Origin of the sequence: Pseudomonas viciae (genome assembly GCF_004786035.1) — a bacterium.
Taxonomy (GTDB): domain Bacteria; phylum Pseudomonadota; class Gammaproteobacteria; order Pseudomonadales; family Pseudomonadaceae; genus Aquipseudomonas; species Aquipseudomonas viciae.
Genome location: NZ_CP035088.1, coordinates 5,770,374 through 5,787,510, shown reverse-complemented (window position 1 = coordinate 5,787,510; position 17,137 = coordinate 5,770,374). Strand labels below are relative to the sequence as shown.

Sequence of the window (17,137 nt, the reverse complement as noted above, 5' to 3'; positions counted from 1 at the left end):
CTGCGAGGTGTTGAGCATGGCCAGACCTGATTTGAAAGACATCGAAGCGGCCGAGCGCAAGCCGCTCTGGCAACGGCTCGGCTGGCTGGCGCTGATCTGGGCGGGGAGTGTGCTGGCGCTGTTTATCGTCGCCAGCCTGATGCGGATGTTCATGAGCGCCGCGGGCCTGACCACTCACTGATGTGCCGGTGGGAGCAAGCTTTGCTCCCACTGCGGATGATTTATTTCCGGGCTTTGAGAATCACGAATTTCGGCGTGGCGGCCACTTGCTCGACGCCCCGGAACAGCCGCGCCAGTTTGCTGTGGTAGCCCAGGTGCCGGTTACCCACGATGTACAACGCACCACCGACCACCAAGGCTTCGCGAGCCTGCTGGAACATCCGCCAGGCGAGGAAGTCACCTACCACTTGCTGTTGGTGAAAGGGTGGGTTGCACAGCACCACATCCAGGGACTGCGCCTCCTGCCCGGCCAAACCGTCACCGGCTCGGATGATCGCCTCGCGCTCGCCCAAGGCGGCTCGCCAGTTCTCGGCGGCCGATTGCACGGCCATGTATGACTCGTCCACCAGGGTGTAGCGGGCCTCGGGGTTTTGCAGGGCGCTGGCGATTGCCAGCACGCCATTGCCGCAGCCCAGGTCCGCGACCTGGGCCGTTCCCAGGTTTTTCGGCAGGTGCGGCAGGAATGCCCGGGTACCGATGTCCAGGCCTTCACGGCAGAACACATTGGCGTGGTTGAGCAGTTCGATCTTCGGTTCGTCCAGCCAGTATCGGGTGGGGTAGGGCGATACGGCCGGGGTCCTGGTGTCTGGTGTAGCGATCAGCAGGCGAGCCTTTTTCACCGCCAGGGAGGCTTGCACCGGGCCGATGTAGCGCTCCAAGAGGTCGCCAGCGGCTCGGGGCAGATGCTTGACCATTGCCGCGGCAATCACCTGGGCTCCAGGCGCCAGTTGGCCTTGCAGGCGAATCAGTTGTTCCTCCAGCAGGGCCAGGGTTTTTGGCACTTTGATCAGCACGCGATCAAAAGGCCCGGTGAACGCCTCGCTGGCGGGCAATGCCGGCACTGCATCGAAGGGACGGCCGTTGCGCACCAGGTTTTTCTCCAGCGCCTGCAAGGCCAGGAACGAGTCGCCACTGCTGATCACTTCAACCTTGCCGGCCAGGCTGGCTGCCAGGGCGCCGAAGCTGTCATTGAGCACCAGGACCCGGGTCTGCGCGGCTGGTTGCTGTTCGGCCAGATACGCGAGCAGGTATTCATCGGCCGCGTCGAAGGCTTGCAGCGGTTCGTTCTGCTGTTCGGGTTGGCGGATCAGGTCGAGTTGGGCAAAGGGACTGTCGAGCAAGGGCATGGCTGGGACTCTGGAAATCAACGAATGTCCCGCTGCCCCTGAGGCAGGTGTTTCAGCGGGACCGCCTGAATGAACTGCGCCGTGTGCAAGAAGCGGCATCATTCAAGTGGAGCCGTAAATGGTACGTTTTTTTGCTGTGCATTACTCGCGGGTTTTTAAGATGGCAAGGCCGGCTCGCTGTTCAGATCACGTGGATATGGGCCGCTTTGGCCACTGCAGAAATTTTGTTGCTGACGTTCAGCTTGCGCATGCAACTGCAGACATGGAAGTTCACCGTGCGCTCGGAAAGACAGAGGATCCTGCCCACTTCCGACGCGGTCTTCCCTTCGGCAGACCACCTCAACACTTCGATCTCTCTTGGCGACAGGTGATATTTGCGCGTGTCGGCGATGGACTCGGATAGTTTTTTGCTCGCCAGTGCATGCAGCCTTCGACTGGCGAAAATGGCGTAGCCGAGATTTCCATAGTGCTCCTCGATATCGATGGCGCGATGAGTCCGTGCGAGGCTGAACAGGCTGTAATGCGCACCCAGCTCATCATGAACCGCTTGGGTCCAACCGTATTTGAGTCCTTGTCGATTAAGTTCGCGCCATAACTTCGGTGCACGGGCAAAAACCTGTTCGTCCCAGAGGATGGGGAGAGGGGATTGATTGCAATGTGCTATTACTGGGTCATTCGAAGCGTGGCCGTTCTGTTCATAAAACCTGTCCCATCCATACGGGTAGTTATTCAGGTTCACTTTGCCGGTGTGCTTATCGGGAGTCCCGAGGTAGGCCGCAAATGCGCAGTATTCAAATCCCTGATTGTTAAAGAAATTCAGGGTCAGCCGATAGGCTGTTTGCAGGTCTTTCTCACAGGATAACTTCCTCAGCTGCAAGTCTTTCCACTTGTCCATCGCTCTCTCCTGGGTTGAGTCGTCCATGCGGATCCAATCCATGATGCGAAAATTCAGTGTAGGACTATTCCTAACTTGTAGTTGAATTTTTTATGTTTACTTACATTTGCGTAATATCAGGCTCAGTTTGTTTAGTTGTTTATTTTTACAAGTGTCTTGCACTTGTATAACTTCGGTGGAAGATTCAGGTGGGCAAGGTTGGCGCTTATGACGAAATGCCACTACTCGCGGGTCGGTGGTTAAACGGCTCACTTTGCGGGACACTGTATTCCTAGTCTCAACGGAGTGGCTCATGACCGATAGCGCAGAGAAGTTCACCCGCCAGACCCTGCTCGATGTTCAGCCATTGACATCTCATTTGTTTACTTTACGCACCACCCGGGATCGCGGTTTTCGTTTCCGCGCGGGTCAGTTCGCCCGGCTGGGCGTGGTCAAGGCGGATGGGACCACCGTCTGGCGAGCGTACTCCATGGTGTCTTCGCCCTTCGACGAGTTCCTTGAGTTTTTTTCCATCGTGGTTCCGGATGGCGAGTTCACCAGCGAACTTAGCCGCTTAAAACCAGGTGACAGCCTGTTGGTGGATCGCCAGGCTTTTGGCTACCTGACGCTGGATCGCTTCGTTGATGGGCGCGATTTGTGGCTGTTGTCCACGGGCACGGGTGTTGCGCCGTTCCTTTCGATTCTCCAGGATTTCGAAGTCTGGGAAAAATTCGAGCGCATCATCCTGGTGTACAGCGTGCGCGAGGCGCAGGAGCTGGCGTATCAGGAGCTGATCAAAGGGCTGGTCCAGCGCGACTACCTGGCCGAGTACGCCCATAAGTTTCGTTTCATCGCGACCGTGACCCGTGAGCCGCATCCGGGTGCGCTCAGTGGACGGATCACCACGCTGATCGAAAATGGCGAGTTGGAGCGGGTGGCTGGCATCGAGCTGACGCCAGAACACTCGCGGGTGATGCTATGCGGCAACCCGCAAATGATCGACGACACCCGCAAGCTGCTCAAGACCCGGGGCCTGCAACTGAGCCTTACCCGCCGGCCGGGTCAGGTGGCGGTGGAAAACTATTGGTAAGGGTTATGTCAGTGGCCGACCGCCTCAGGGCCTCTCGTTCTGCGCCTTGAGCAGGTCGCGAATTTCGGTCAGCAGCAGTTCTTCCTTGGTCGGAACGGGTGGCGCGCTCGGGGCGACGGCCTCTTCGCGCTTGAGGCGGTTGATGGCCTGGATGCCCATGAAAATGGCGAACGCCACGATGAGGAAGTCTATGGTGCTCTGGATGAATTTACCGTAGGCCAGTACAACGGCGGGCGCCTCACCCTGGGCGGCCTTTAGTGTGATGGCCAGGTCACTGAAGTCGACCCCGCCAATCAGCAGGCCGATCGGCGGCATGACCACGTCGCCAACGAATGACGAAACGATTTTGCCGAAAGCGGCACCGATGATGATCCCGACGGCCATGTCGACGACATTGCCTTTGACCGCGAAGGCCTTGAACTCGCTTAGCACGCCCATGAGTTGTTCCTTGTGACAGATGAAGTGGGTAGTGGCAGTGTAAATCAGCCCGACGCGTCCCGCTCGAAACGCTTGCTTACAAAGCTTCAGTTATCGACCCGACCCCTGGCGAAAAGTTTACAAAGTGCCACCAATCGCGCGTGATACGCGCTTTCAACCCGATTCCCCACAACGTTTTTTCTATCGAAGCGGTACGGCATTTCTATTTAGGTTTTAGATCCTAGAGCACTAGCCTCTGGATGGCGCACATGGATGCGCTCTATAACATCAGAGGAACACACCTATGAATACTTCCCTTGGGCGCGGAGCTTTTCCCCAGAACCGCGCTCTTTTTGTGTTGACCGCCAGCCTGCTGTCCTTGTCCGTCAATGCCGCCACCTTGACCCGGGACAACGGTGCTGCTGTTGGCGACAACCAGAATTCGCAAACGGCCGGTCCCAACGGTCCGACCCTGCTGCAAGATGTGCAGTTGATCCAGAAGCTCCAGCGTTTTGACCGCGAACGCATCCCTGAGCGCGTGGTGCATGCCCGTGGTACTGGCGCCCACGGCACTTTCACGGTTTCCGACGACCTCAGCGACCTGACCAAGGCCAAGGTCTTCGCCGCTGGCCAGGTCACCCCGGTGTTTGTGCGTTTTTCAGCGGTGGTGCATGGCAATCATTCGCCGGAAACCTTGCGCGATCCCCGTGGTTTTGCCACAAAGTTCTACACGGCTGACGGTAACTGGGACCTGGTGGGTAACAACTTCCCGACCTTTTTCATTCGCGATGCCATCAAGTTCCCCGACATGGTTCACGCGTTCAAACCCGACCCGCGTACCAACCTGGACGATGATTCACGTCGTTTCGATTTCTTCTCCCATGTTCCCGAGTCGACCCGCACCCTGACCGAGTTGTATTCCAACTCTGGTACACCGGCCAGTTATCGTGAAATGGACGGTAACGGTGTGCATGCTTACAAATTAGTTAACGCCAAGGGTGAAGTTCACTACGTCAAGTTTCATTGGAAAAGTTTGCAGGGGCTGAAAAATCTCGATCCGAAAGAAGTTGTGAAAGTTCAGGGGCAAGATTACAGCCATATGACCAACGACTTGGTCAGTCATATTAATAAAGGCGACTTTCCAAAGTGGGATATGTACGTCCAGGTGCTGACCCCGCAGGACCTTGCCAAGTTTGATTTCGATCCACTGGACGCCACCAAAATCTGGCCGGGTGTGCCTGAGCGCAAAGTCGGACAAATGGTCTTGAACCGCAATCCGGCAAATGTGTTCCAGGAAACCGAACAGGTGGCGATGGCGCCGGCCAATCTTGTGCCGGGGATCGAGCCTTCGGAAGACCGTTTGCTCCAGGGGCGAGTGTTTTCCTACGCCGATACGCAGATGTACCGGATCGGCGCCAATGCCCTGCAGTTGCCGATCAACGCCCCCAAGGTGCCGGTGAACAACGGTAACCAGGACGGTGCGATGAACCCAGGCAGCACCAGCACCGGCGTGAATTACCAGCCGAGCCGCCTGACGCCTCGCGAGGAGCCGCAATCGGCCCGCTACAGCCAGACCGCGCTGACCGGCAGCACCCAGCAGGCGAAGATCCAGCGCGAGCAGAACTTCAAACAGGCCGGTGACCTGTATCGCTCGTTCAACCAGAAGGAGCGCAATGACCTGATCGAGAGTTTCGGCGGATCGCTGGCGACCACCGATGAGGAGAGCAAGCACATCATCCTGTCGTTCCTCTACAAGGCTGATCCTGAATACGGTACCGGTGTAGCCCGTGTCGCCAAAGGCGATCTGGCCCGGGTCAAGGCGCTGGCGGAAAAACTGAGCGACTGATCCACAGCCTGGCAAGTGCATAACCCGTGGGAGCAAAGCTTGCTCGCGAAGCAGGCGCTGCGGTCTGAAGCCTGACCGAGTCGTCTGCATCGCGGGCAAGCCATGCGCCCACAACCCTGCATCTACAGCCTTGCGCCAAGGAGACGTCATGCTGCGTAACTTCCTGTTTTCGATGCTCGCAACCTGGTCATTGGGCGTATGGGCCGATCAGCCCGTGCCCACCGACCCGGCTGCTGTACAAGAGCAGTTGCAAAATTATTACTTCGACGCCGCTCGCCGGGGCGACGTGCCGATGCTCGAGACCTTTATCAAGGCCGGTTACTCGCTCGACACCCAGGATGAAAAGGGCTACACCGCGCTGATCCTGGCCGCGTATCACGGTCACGGCCCAGCGGTGGAGCAGCTGTTGGCCGCCGGCGCCGATGCCTGCGCCCAGGACAAGCGTGGCAATACGGCGCTGATGGGCGCCATTTTCAAGGGCGAAGTGCAGATTGCCCGCCGTTTGTTGTCCACCGATTGCAGCCCGGACCAGCGCAACGGTGCCGGGCAAACTGCTGCGATGTACGCCGGCCTGTTCAAGCGCGCCGAGTTGCTCGATGCCTTGCAGGCCAAGGGCGCCGACCTGCAGGCCCAGGACCCGTTGGGCAATACGGCGGCAGATCTGGCCAAGGGTGAAATCAGAATGCCGGCCCCTCGCTGATGCCTGCGTGGGCTATCATCGCGGTTTTTACCCCGGAGTTCAGATGGCCAAGGCAAAGCGCATGTACGGCTGCACCGAGTGCGGTTCGACCTTTCCCAAATGGGCCGGCCAGTGCAGTGAGTGCGGGGCCTGGAACACACTGACCGAAACCATGGTGGAAAGCGGCGGTGCGGCGGCCCCCACCGGTCGTACGGGTTGGGCCGGCCAGCAGGCGCAGATCAAGACCCTGGCTGAAGTCAGCGTTGAAGAAATCCCACGCTTTTCCACCGCCTCCGGTGAACTGGACCGCGTGTTGGGCGGTGGTCTGGTGGACGGCTCGGTGGTGCTGATCGGCGGCGACCCGGGCATTGGCAAATCCACCATCTTGCTGCAAACCTTGTGCAACCTCGCCACCCGCATGCCCGCGTTGTACGTCACCGGTGAGGAATCCCAGCAACAAGTCGCCATGCGTGCCCGGCGCCTGGGGTTGCCCCAGGACCAACTGCGGGTCATGACCGAGACTTGCATCGAAACCATCATTGCCACGGCGCGTCTGGAAAAACCCAAGGTCATGGTGATCGACTCGATCCAGACAATCTTCACCGAACAACTGCAGTCGGCGCCGGGCGGCGTGTCTCAGGTGCGCGAAAGTGCGGCGTTGCTGGTGCGTTACGCCAAGCAGAGCGGCACGGCGATTTTCCTGGTGGGCCACGTGACCAAGGAGGGCGCGTTGGCGGGACCGCGAGTGCTGGAGCACATGGTCGACACTGTGTTGTATTTCGAGGGCGAATCCGATGGGCGCCTGCGTTTGTTACGAGCCGTGAAAAACCGCTTTGGTGCCGTGAACGAGCTGGGTGTGTTCGGCATGACTGACAAAGGTCTGAAAGAGGTCTCCAACCCTTCGGCGATTTTTCTGACGCGGGCCCAGGAAGAAGTACCGGGCAGCGTGGTCATGGCAACGTGGGAAGGGACCCGACCGATGCTGGTGGAAGTTCAGGCCCTGGTGGATGACAGCCACCTGGCGAACCCGCGCCGGGTCACCTTGGGCCTGGATCAGAACCGGCTTGCGATGCTGTTGGCCGTCCTGCATCGACACGGCGGGATTCCTACTCATGACCAGGACGTTTTCCTTAACGTGGTCGGCGGGGTCAAGGTGCTGGAGACCGCGTCCGACCTGGCGTTGATGGCGGCGGTGATGTCCAGCCTGCGCAATCGTCCGTTGCCCCATGATCTGCTGGTGTTCGGTGAAGTCGGGTTGTCGGGCGAAGTGCGGCCGGTGCCCAGTGGCCAGGAGCGGCTCAAGGAAGCGGCCAAACACGGTTTCAAACGCGCCATCGTGCCCAAGGGCAACGCGCCGAAGGAAGCGCCGCCGGGGTTGCAGATTATCGCGGTGACCCGTCTGGAACAGGCGTTGGATGCGCTGTTCGAATAACCCCAAGGCCTGTGCGGTTCCTGTGGCGGGGGAGCTTGCTCCCGCTGGGCTGCGCAGCAGACCTGAAATCTGCGTCTCGGTGTGTCAGGCTGATTGAGTCGCTGCTTTTGGGGCTGCTACCAATCCAGCGGGAGCAAGCTCCCTCGCCACAGGCTGTGTCAGGGTTTTCAGATCTGGATCAACGCCGCCAACTCCCGCTCCAGCTCATCATGATCGGCCAGGTTCAGTTCCACCAGCCGGCGCAGGTGAGCGATGGAATCCAGGTCGATATGCTCGCAGACGAAGCCCAGGTGGCCATGGTCGTCGTGGGCCAACCGAACGTCCATCTTCAATTCCACCTCATTGCTCAGGTGAATGTCGGCGGTAAAGGTTTTCTCGGGATTACCCAGCCAAGGCTCGGGCTTTTTGATCAGCAGGCCCTTGAGGGACAGGTCCAGTAATTCCACTGGCCATTTGTACTGGCCCTGAATCAGCTCGGTCCTGGCATGGAACTCGATTCGTACGAAGCGGCGGCGTTCGCTCATTACGTATTCCTTTCTGGAGATTGATTGACTATAGACCCAACTGGCGCGCCATCGTCACCGTTGGGCCGGTGGCAGACGAATGTCAGGTATGGCCTTTGCTCCGGTTAGCGCTAAACTCCGGTGGCTGTCTTTCTTGTCCACACTGGCCGGAATATAAAAATGAAAAACAATAATAGCCTGCTGCGCCATCTACCCTGGCTACTGCTGGCCGTCTTAGGCGCGTGCGCCTTGGGCGTCGTGGCATTGCGCCGAGGTGAGGCGATCAACGCCTTATGGATCGTCGTCGCAGCCGTGGCCATCTACTTGGTCGCCTACCGCTACTACAGCCTCTTCATCGCCAATAACGTGATGCAACTCGATGCGCTCCGGGCCACCCCCGCGGTGCTCAACAACGATGGCCTGGACTACGTCCCGACCAACAAACACATTCTCTTCGGCCACCACTTCGCGGCCATTGCCGGCGCGGGGCCGCTGGTCGGGCCGGTGCTGGCGGCGCAGATGGGCTACCTGCCCGGTACGCTCTGGCTGATCGCCGGCGTGGTGCTGGCCGGTGCGGTGCAGGACTTCATGATCCTGTTCCTGTCCACCCGCCGCAACGGGCGCTCCCTGGGCGACATGGTCCGGGAAGAAATGGGCCGCATCCCCGGCACCATTGCGCTGTTCGGCTGTTTCCTGATCATGATCATCATCCTCGCGGTGCTGGCGCTGATCGTGGTCAAGGCCCTGGCCGAGAGCCCGTGGGGGATCTTCACGGTGATGGCGACCATCCCGATCGCGATGTTCATGGGCATTTACATGCGCTACATCCGCCCGGGCCGCATCGGTGAAATCTCGGTCATCGGCGTGCTGTTGCTGCTGGGTTCGATCTGGCTGGGCGGGCAGATCGCCGCCGACCCGGTCTGGGCCAAGGCCTTCAGCTTCACCGGGATCCAGATCACCTGGATGCTGATCGGCTACGGTTTTGTCGCGGCGGTGCTGCCGGTGTGGCTGATCCTGGCCCCACGGGACTACCTGTCGACGTTCTTGAAAATCGGCACCATCGTCGCCCTGGCGATCGGCATCCTGGTCACCATGCCCGAGCTGAAAATGCCGGCGCTGACCCAGTTCACCGACGGCACGGGACCTGTGTGGAAGGGCGGGCTGTTCCCGTTCCTGTTCATCACCATCGCCTGCGGTGCGGTCTCGGGGTTCCATGCGCTGATCTCCTCGGGCACCACGCCCAAGCTCTTGGATAACGAAGTCAACGCCCGCTATATCGGCTACGGCGGCATGCTGATGGAGTCGTTCGTGGCGATCATGGCCATGGTCGCCGCTTCGGTGATCGAGCCGGGCGTGTACTTCGCCATGAACAGCCCGGCGGCGATCGTCGGCGGTGACGTGGTGGCCGTGGCGCAGACCGTCAGCAGCTGGGGTTTTGCAATCACCCCCGAAGCGCTGCAAGCGGTGGCCAAGGACATCGGCGAGACCACCATCCTGGCCCGCGCCGGCGGTGCGCCGACCCTGGCGGTCGGTATCGCGCAGATCCTGCACTCGGTGCTGCCGGGTGAGAACACCATGGCGTTCTGGTACCACTTCGCGATCCTGTTCGAAGCGCTGTTCATCCTCACCGCAGTGGACGCCGGCACCCGTGCCGGGCGGTTCATGCTGCAGGATTTGCTCGGCTCGTTCGTGCCGGCGCTCAAGCGCACCGAATCCTGGACCGCCAACCTGATCGCCACCGCTGGTTGCGTGGCGCTGTGGGGTTACCTGCTGTATCAAGGCGTGATCGATCCGCTGGGCGGCATCAACACCTTGTGGCCGCTGTTCGGCATCTCCAACCAGATGCTGGCCGGTATCGCCCTGATGCTCGCCACCGTGGTGCTGATCAAGATGAAGCGCCAGCGCTACGTCTGGGTGACCATGTTGCCGGCCGTCTGGCTGCTGATCTGCACCACCACGGCGGGCCTGATCAAGCTGTTCGACGCCAACCCGGCGATCGGCTTTTTGGCCCTGGCGCGCAAATACAACGATGCCCTGGCCGCCGGCCAGATCCTGGCCCCGGCCAAGAGCATCGAGCAGATGCAGCACGTGGTGTTCAACGCCTACACCAACGCAACGCTGACGGTGTTGTTCCTGTTCGTGGTCTTCAGCATCCTGTTCTACGCGCTCAAGGTCGGCATCGCCGCCTGGGGCAGCAAGGAACGCACGGATAAAGAAGCGCCATTCCAGGCCGTGCCGGACGCCTGAAACGAGGATTGCAACGATGTTCAATGACTTGAGTCGCCTCGGTAAATACCTCGGTCAGGCCGCGCGCCTGATGGTCGGCATGCCCGACTACGACAACTACGTCGAGCACATGCAAACCAAGCACCCGGACAAGCCGATGATGGACTACGAGGCGTTCTTTCGAGAGCGCCAGGAGGCCCGTTACGGTGGCAAGGGCGGGCCCAAGTGCTGTTGATCCGCTGATTGCAGGTGGATGATGTAACCCTTGTGGGGGCGGGCTTGTTCGCGAAGGCGTAGTGTCAGTTAGCAAATAATGTGGCTGACACAGCGCTTTCGCGAGCAAGCCCGCTCCCACAGTTGTTTTGGGTTGGTTTCAGCATTTGCATACGCCACAGAACCCTTGTGGTCTTCTTTTAATTTCGAAACAGGAGAACCATGTTGTCCTCTCCCATCCCGGTCACCATCCTCAGCGGCTTCCTCGGCGCCGGCAAGACCACGCTGTTGCGTCATCTGCTCAAGGCCGAGCACGGCCTGAAAATCGCCGTGATCGAGAACGAATTCAGTGATGCCGGTATCGACACCCAATTGCTGGGCGACGAGCCGGTGCAAGTCATGACACTGGCCAACGGCTGCGTGTGCTGCACCATCCACACCGATCTGACCAAGGCCCTGTACTTGCTGCTGGAGCGCCTGGACAGCGGCGAGATCGCCTTCGATCGCCTGGTCATCGAGTGCACCGGCCTGGCTGACCCGGCGCCGGTGGCCCAGACTTTCTTCATCGACGAGGACCTGCGCGAGCGCTACATACTCGACGGGATCCTGACTCTGGTGGACGCTGCTCACGCCGATGTCCACCTGGCCCAGGCCATCGCCCAGGCTCAGGTCGGGTTCGCCGACCGCTTGCTTCTGAGCAAGACCGACCTGGTGGACGCGGCCCAGGTCGAGGTCCTTGGCGAGCGTCTGACGCGCATCAACCGACGGGCGCCGATCAGGGTGGTTGAACACGGCAAGATCGATCTGGCCGAGCTGCTCGACATCCGTGGTTTCAATCTCAATGCCGACCTGGGCGCGGGGTTCAGTCTGCGCCCGGTCGGCAAGGCCACCCCTGGCGACCGCATCAGCAGCCTCGTGCTGCGCACCGACAAGCCGCTGGATATCGACAAGCTCAGCGAGTTCATGAACCAGTTGCTGGAAGAGCACGGCAAGCAGTTGCTGCGCTACAAGGGCGTGTTGAACATCGCCAATGAATCGCGGCGGTTGGTGTTCCAGGGCGTGCTCAAGCTGTACGGTTTCGATTGGGACACCGAATGGGCCCCGGATGAACCCCGGGAAAGCGTGATCGTATTCATCGCCGACGAGCTGCCCGAGGAAAAAATCCGCGCAGGCTTCGAAGCCATCCTACTTTGACGACGCTTTGCCTGCGACCATCAACAATGTGCGGCTAAAGACCTTCTCGTGGCGAGGGAGCTTGCTCCCGCTGGTGGGCGTAGCCGCCCTCGCTTTTTGGCGGTTGCTGCGCAACCGAGCGGGAGCAAGCTCCCTCGCCACAACAGCTATTTGATCTTCAGCTTTTGCTCCAGATGGTCCAGATGCTCGTCCATCAGCCGCGCCGCTTCATTGGCATTACCGCCCTCCACGGCTTCGACGATCGCCAGATGCTCCTGCCAGGCGCAATGCCTGCGGGACTTTATCTCGTGCCGGGCCAAGGCCAGCGAGGTTAATGGCACCAGGCTACCGAGGAATTGCGCCAATGGCGCGTTACCGGCCATGGCCGCCAATTGCAGGTGAAACTCGCCGGACAGACGTATCGCCGGGCCGCGCTCGCCGCGATCCAGGCAACGCTGTTCCTGTTCCACCAGCTCCCGCAGGCGCCGTAGATCCTGCGGTTGCGGCGTCTTGCAGGCCAGGCGCACCAGGGTTTGTTCCGTCAGGCGCCGGGCGTGCAGGATCTGCCGGGTTTGCTCCAGGTCCGGCGCCGCGACTTGTGGCCGGTGGTTGGGTCGCAGGATCACCACTTGCTGGTGGGACAGACGGGCCAGCACCCGGCGAATGATGCTGCGGCTGACACCGAATACATCCCCCAGGCTTTCCTCGGTGAAACGGCTGGCCGGAGCAATGCGTTGTTCGAGAATGGCATCGAAGATGCGCGGGTAGATATCGTCCACCGACGGTTTGCCGATCCGGCCGGGCAAGGGCAGGGCCGCCAGCACGTTGCGGTTATGTTGATGGGAAACGAGAGTATTCATGGCGGTCTCCGCAGGCCTTGGCTCAAGTGCCGAGGTTGTCGTCCGGAATATTCAATTCGATGCCCATGCGCTGGCCTTCCCTGAGAATGTGCCGGCGCATTTCGGCGCTGGCCTGGGCGCTGTTTTTGCCACGGATGGCGCGCACCACGGCTTCGTTCTCTTCCAGACGCTCGACCAGGTGCTCGGGTGAGTTGCGCAAGACATCGGCGCTTTGCTTGAGGGCGTTGCTGGTCTGCTGGACCACATTCTGGAAGATCGGGTTGGACGTCAGGGCAAACAGCTCTTCATGAAACGCAATGTAGGCGTTGGCGCAGGCGTCGCTGTCGTTGGCTTCCAGGGCTTCGCGCATGTCCATGAGGGTCAGGCGCAACTGGCCGACCTCCTTGCTGCTGATGGACTGGGCGACAAGGCCGACGATGAAGGGCTCCAGGGTGTAGCGCAGTTGCAGCACGTCTTCCAGGCTCGCGCCGGCCATGGCACTGCCCTCACCGGGCGTATCGCTGACCGTGGCCTCCAGCACCACCACGCCCTTGCCGGGCATCGAGCGCACCAGCCCCAGGGTCTCCAGCACAATCACTGCTTCACGCAGGCTTGGCCGGCTGATGCCCAGTTGCTCGGCCAGTTCACGCTGGCCAGGCAGCATGTCGCCCGAACGCCATTGGCCCCGGGCGAGGGCGGCGCGGAGTTTCTCCACCACGGAATTGACGACGGTTGATGAACTGATCACATGTGGCTCCTTGAAAATCAATCAGGCGATGCCGGTTCAGGGGCCGGCATCGCGGTCTTTCAGAATTGCTGATGATGGGCGCTGCCCACCGGTTTACGGGGTTGGAAGGTATAGCCTTGTTGGCCGGACAGCACCTTGCGCGCCCGCGGGACATCGATGTCTTTTTCCCAGCGGGCGATCGCCACGGTGGCCACGCAGTTGCCGATCAGGTTGGTCAGTGCGCGACCGATGCCCATGAACCAGTCCACGGCCAACACCAGCACCAGGCCGACCACCGGGATCGCCGGGATCGCGGTCAACGTGGCGGCCAGGATCACCAGCGCCGAGCCGGGAATCCCATGGGCGCCCTTGGAGGTAATCAGCGACACCAGCAAGATGGTCAACAGATCGCTCATGGCCAGGGGCGTGCCGGTCGCGTTGGCGATGAAGACAATCGCCAAGGTCAGATAGATCGAAAAACCGTCCAGGTTGAACGAGTAGCCGGTCGGAATCACCAGGCCCACCGTGGAGCTGCCGATCCCGAGGTGCTCGAGCTTGCGCATGACCTGTGGCAGCACCGCGTCGGACGAAGCGGTGCCGAGGACGATGAGCAACTCTTCGCGCAGGTATTTGAGAAACGGCAGCATTGGCAGGCCCGACGCACGCATGACCACGCCCAGGATCACCGCGACAAAAGCGATGCAGGTCAGGTAGAACAGACCGACGAGGCTGCCCAGGTGCTGCAGTGAGTCCAGGCCATATTTGCTGGTGGTAAAGGCAATGGCGCCGAAGACTCCGATGGGGGCCAGGCGCACGATCATGCCCATGATGCGAAAGATTACGTGGCTGAGTTCGTTGATCAACCGAGAAATGCCCGAAGCCGCGTCGCCCACCAGATTCAACGCACTGCCGAACAATACCGAGAACACCAACACCTGCAGAATGTTGTTGTCAGCGAACGCACCGATCACCGAACTCGGAATCAGGTTCATCAGGAACTGAGTGGTGGTGACCATGTGTTGGCCGCGCTGGGCGATATCACCCATGTCGGCGCTGGAGAGCTGTTCCAGATGAATGTTCGCCCCGCTGCCGATGCCCGTACTGAAGGCAAGCACCAGACCGAGGACCAAGGCGATGGTGGTGAGTATTTCGAAGTAGATGACCGACTTGAGGCCGATGCGTCCGACCTTCTTCAGATCACCGGCACCGGAGATACCGCTGACCACCACGCAGAACACGATCAGGCCGATGAGCATCTTGATCAGCTTGATAAAGCCGTCGCCGAGGGGTTTGAGCTGTGCAGAGTATTCGGGAAGGGTAAGCCCGCAGACGATGCCGAGCACCAGTCCGAGGACAACTTGAAGGAAGATCGACCGCGAGCACCATTTGAGCATGGGAGGGATTCCTGGTTCGGTGTCCTTGTTCGTCGGCGCTGGGGCCGTTGGCGTCAGGACTTCATTATTGTGGTCTTACCGGTTTGTCCAGTGCAGGCGCAGTCTAGGCGCTGTTTTTCAGGGGATGCAAGCTGAATTGTAGGGTTTTGGCTTGACCGGTCTTACCAGTTGTGTGAAACCCCTGTGCTTGAGCCTTTTCTTCCAATAAAAAAATTTTGCAGCCGGTCAACCTGACGCAGCCCCTGGGGCGAGGGGACAAACCTCTCGTCACAGGGGCTACCTGGTTTTATGTTTTTGGGCGGACCCTACACTCCTTCACGCAGGCTCAAGATGAAAGTTATCTTTGACTTTTCTTCGGTCTCGGCAAGATAAATATAAGGCGACCCGCGCATTCTTAATCCGCCGACATATTTATTAGTCGCGGTCATGAGCGAGATGGGGGTGTGCTGGGTGTTGATGCTTTTTCGTGTGATGATGTTTTGTTGATGATCGATAAGGATGAAACGCGTCGGATTAACAGTGTTTGAATTCTGTGCGCCAAGCACTTCAAGCCAGCTCTTGCTAATCAGTTTGTTATAGTATTCCCCGGGGTTTTTCAGGGTCAGGATGTAGCCATTGGGCGTAGGCTGGAAATGCAGCATCAATGGGATGCAGTCCACGGCCTGGGCTTCGGCGCGCATGCCGAGCAGGTGTGAGTGATCATGGGTTTGCGGTTTGCCGGTAAAGAATCCACCGCTGAATGAACTGACGGTCGCCATCGCGGGTTTGCCATGCAGCGTTTCAAGTAGATTTACGTGGGCGTCAAACATATTAAGTGTTGCATGAAAAGAGTGTTCACTGTCCATGTGATAATTGAATCCTGTATTGAATTATGAGGTGGAACGAGGTGGATGTTATTGGTTTATTGATTGTCGGTGGTGTTATCTGTATTGCAGGAAGTTAAGTGCGGTGGCGAGCGTTGCATGTGAGTGCGGATAACTTGGTTAATTGGCCTTGTCGGGTTAACGACTAATAAAAAAGGCCCGCATCTTTCGATGCGGGCCTTTTTAACTACGGTCTGGCGGGCTGATTAAGCGCCGTATACCGGCAACTTCTTGCAGATAGCCTTGACCTTCTCACGAACGGCGTCGATCACTGCTTCGTTGTTCAGGTCAGCCAGGATGTCGCAGATCCAGCCGGCCAGTTCCTTGCACTCGGCTTCCTTGAAACCGCGGGTGGTCACGGCTGGGGTGCCGAAGCGCAGGCCCGAGGTGACGAACGGAGAGCGTGGGTCGTTTGGCACCGAGTTCTTGTTCACGGTGATGAACGCCTTGCCCAGCGCCGCGTCAGCGTCTTTGCCGGAGATGTCTTGCTTGATCAGCGACAGCAGGAACAGGTGGTTTTCAGTACCGCCGGACACCACGTCAAAACCGCGCTCGATGAACACGCCGGCCATGGTCTTGGCGTTTTTCACCACTTGTTGCTGGTAAGCCTTGAACTCAGGTTGCAGGGCTTCCTTGAAGCAGATCGCCTTGGCTGCGATCACGTGTTCCAGCGGGCCACCCTGGGCGCCCGGGAATACGGCGGAGTTCAGCTTCTTCTCGATGTCGGCGTTGGCGCGAGCCAGGATCAGGCCGCCACGTGGACCGCGCAGGGTCTTGTGAGTGGTGGTGGTGACCACGTCGGCGAACGGCACCGGGTTCGGGTAGACGCCGGCGGCAACCAGGCCTGCTACGTGGGCCATGTCCACGAACAGATAGGCACCGACCTTGTCGGCGATTTCGCGAAAGCGTGGGAAATCGAGGATCTGCGAGTAGGCAGAGAAACCGGCCACGATCATTTTCGGCTTGTGCTCGAGGGCCAGACGCTCGACTTCGTCGTAATCGATCAGGCCATTGCCGTCGATGCCGTACTGGATAGCGTTGTACAGCTTGCCGGAGGAGGAAACGCTGGCGCCGTGGGTCAGGTGACCGCCGTGGGCCAGGCTCATGCCCAGGATGGTGTCACCGGCCGACAGCAGCGCCAGGTACACGGCAGCGTTGGCTTGGGAACCGGCGTGGGGCTGGACGTTGGCGTAGTCGGCACCGAACAGTTCCTTGGCACGGTCGATGGCCAATTGCTCGACCACGTCGACGAACTCGCAACCGCCGTAGTAGCGCTTGCCTGGGTAGCCTTCGGCGTATTTGTTGGTCAGTACCGAGCCTTGAGCTTCCATCACCGCAGGGCTGGTGTAGTTTTCCGAAGCGATCAGCTCAATGTGCTCTTCCTGGCGCTGAGCTTCTTGCTCCATGGCGGCAAAGAGATCGGCGTCGTACTTGGCAATAGTCAAATCACGGCTGAACATGGCGGTCCTCAAGGATCGGGGGCAGAAAAGGGAGGCATTCTAACCCAACCGGTTT

The 17,137-nt window shown here is 59.7% G+C and carries 17 protein-coding genes; 8 read left to right on the top strand and 9 right to left on the bottom strand.

Features of this window, described 5'->3' with window-relative positions; translation table 11 throughout:
• Positions 1-16: 16 nt before the first annotated feature.
• Positions 17-181 (top strand): DUF2474 domain-containing protein, encoded by a 165-nt coding sequence (locus EPZ47_RS25705; protein ID WP_135847273.1) that lies wholly within the window; start codon positions 17-19, stop codon positions 179-181.
• A 40-nt stretch (positions 182-221) separates the two neighbouring features.
• On the opposite strand, the gene EPZ47_RS25700 is transcribed toward EPZ47_RS25705, so the two are convergent.
• Positions 222-1,346 carry a methyltransferase gene (locus EPZ47_RS25700; RefSeq protein ID WP_135847272.1) on the bottom strand — a complete coding sequence of 375 codons (1,125 nt, stop codon included), beginning with the start codon at positions 1,344-1,346 and terminating at the stop codon, positions 222-224.
• 181 nt (positions 1,347-1,527) lie between these two features.
• Complete coding sequence (locus EPZ47_RS25695) at positions 1,528-2,241, bottom strand: autoinducer binding domain-containing protein (RefSeq protein WP_135847271.1); 714 nt, start codon at positions 2,239-2,241, stop codon at positions 1,528-1,530.
• A gap of 292 nt (positions 2,242-2,533) precedes the next feature.
• Here EPZ47_RS25695 and EPZ47_RS25690 point away from each other — a divergent pair, with 292 nt between their 5' ends.
• Positions 2,534-3,310, top strand: a complete 777-nt coding sequence (locus tag EPZ47_RS25690; protein ID WP_135847270.1) for a ferredoxin--NADP reductase — start codon at positions 2,534-2,536, stop codon at positions 3,308-3,310.
• A gap of 24 nt (positions 3,311-3,334) precedes the next feature.
• Here the strand turns inward: EPZ47_RS25690 and mscL are convergent, their stop codons facing one another.
• Positions 3,335-3,748, bottom strand: coding sequence for a large-conductance mechanosensitive channel protein MscL (mscL, locus tag EPZ47_RS25685; protein ID WP_135847269.1), 414 nt, complete (start codon positions 3,746-3,748; stop codon positions 3,335-3,337).
• A 283-nt stretch (positions 3,749-4,031) separates the two neighbouring features.
• On the opposite strand from mscL, the gene katB reads away from it, so the two are divergent.
• The 3 genes from katB (at position 4,032) to radA (ending at position 7,684) form a co-directional block, all read left to right on the top strand.
• Positions 4,032-5,573, top strand: coding sequence for a catalase KatB (gene katB / locus EPZ47_RS25680; protein ID WP_135847268.1), 1,542 nt, complete (start codon positions 4,032-4,034; stop codon positions 5,571-5,573).
• 148 nt (positions 5,574-5,721) lie between these two features.
• Positions 5,722-6,273 carry an ankyrin repeat domain-containing protein gene (locus tag EPZ47_RS25675; protein ID WP_406550152.1) on the top strand — a complete coding sequence of 184 codons (552 nt, stop codon included), beginning with the start codon at positions 5,722-5,724 and terminating at the stop codon, positions 6,271-6,273.
• Positions 6,274-6,316: 43 nt separating this feature from the next.
• A complete protein-coding gene (gene radA / locus EPZ47_RS25670; RefSeq protein ID WP_025215580.1) occupies positions 6,317-7,684 on the top strand; it encodes a DNA repair protein RadA in 1,368 nt (455 codons plus the stop codon).
• 167 nt (positions 7,685-7,851) lie between these two features.
• Here radA and EPZ47_RS25665 read toward each other — a convergent pair whose 3' ends face one another.
• Entirely contained in the window at positions 7,852-8,208 is a 357-nt protein-coding gene (locus EPZ47_RS25665) for a PilZ domain-containing protein (protein ID WP_135847267.1), read from the bottom strand.
• A 159-nt stretch (positions 8,209-8,367) separates the two neighbouring features.
• Here EPZ47_RS25665 and EPZ47_RS25660 point away from each other — a divergent pair, with 159 nt between their 5' ends.
• The 3 genes from EPZ47_RS25660 (at position 8,368) to yjiA (ending at position 11,820) form a co-directional block, all read left to right on the top strand.
• The gene (locus tag EPZ47_RS25660) at positions 8,368-10,434 is read left to right on the top strand and encodes a carbon starvation CstA family protein (protein WP_135847266.1); all 2,067 of its coding nucleotides are present in this window, start codon (positions 8,368-8,370) and stop codon (positions 10,432-10,434) included.
• Positions 10,435-10,450: 16 nt separating this feature from the next.
• Positions 10,451-10,648, top strand: a complete 198-nt coding sequence (locus EPZ47_RS25655; protein ID WP_003182142.1) for a YbdD/YjiX family protein — start codon at positions 10,451-10,453, stop codon at positions 10,646-10,648.
• A gap of 203 nt (positions 10,649-10,851) precedes the next feature.
• Complete coding sequence (gene yjiA, locus EPZ47_RS25650; RefSeq protein WP_135848071.1) at positions 10,852-11,820, top strand: GTPase; 969 nt, start codon at positions 10,852-10,854, stop codon at positions 11,818-11,820.
• A gap of 146 nt (positions 11,821-11,966) precedes the next feature.
• Here yjiA and EPZ47_RS25645 read toward each other — a convergent pair whose 3' ends face one another.
• The 5 genes from EPZ47_RS25645 to glyA all read right to left on the bottom strand — a co-directional run bounded on the left by EPZ47_RS25645 (position 11,967) and on the right by glyA (position 17,082).
• Positions 11,967-12,659: a GntR family transcriptional regulator gene (locus tag EPZ47_RS25645; RefSeq protein WP_135847265.1), complete on the bottom strand. Its 693-nt coding sequence runs from the start codon at positions 12,657-12,659 to the stop codon at positions 11,967-11,969.
• Between the two features lie 22 nt (positions 12,660-12,681).
• On the bottom strand, positions 12,682-13,386 hold the full coding sequence (locus EPZ47_RS25640; protein WP_135847264.1) for a FadR/GntR family transcriptional regulator: 705 nt from the start codon (positions 13,384-13,386) through the stop codon (positions 12,682-12,684).
• Between the two features lie 59 nt (positions 13,387-13,445).
• Positions 13,446-14,759 (bottom strand): C4-dicarboxylate transporter DctA, encoded by a 1,314-nt coding sequence (locus EPZ47_RS25635; RefSeq protein WP_135847263.1) that lies wholly within the window; start codon positions 14,757-14,759, stop codon positions 13,446-13,448.
• Between the two features lie 305 nt (positions 14,760-15,064).
• The gene (locus tag EPZ47_RS25630) at positions 15,065-15,604 is read right to left on the bottom strand and encodes a hypothetical protein (RefSeq protein ID WP_135847262.1); all 540 of its coding nucleotides are present in this window, start codon (positions 15,602-15,604) and stop codon (positions 15,065-15,067) included.
• A 224-nt stretch (positions 15,605-15,828) separates the two neighbouring features.
• Positions 15,829-17,082: a serine hydroxymethyltransferase gene (glyA, locus tag EPZ47_RS25625; protein ID WP_135847261.1), complete on the bottom strand. Its 1,254-nt coding sequence runs from the start codon at positions 17,080-17,082 to the stop codon at positions 15,829-15,831.
• Between the last annotated feature and the right edge of the window lie 55 nt (positions 17,083-17,137).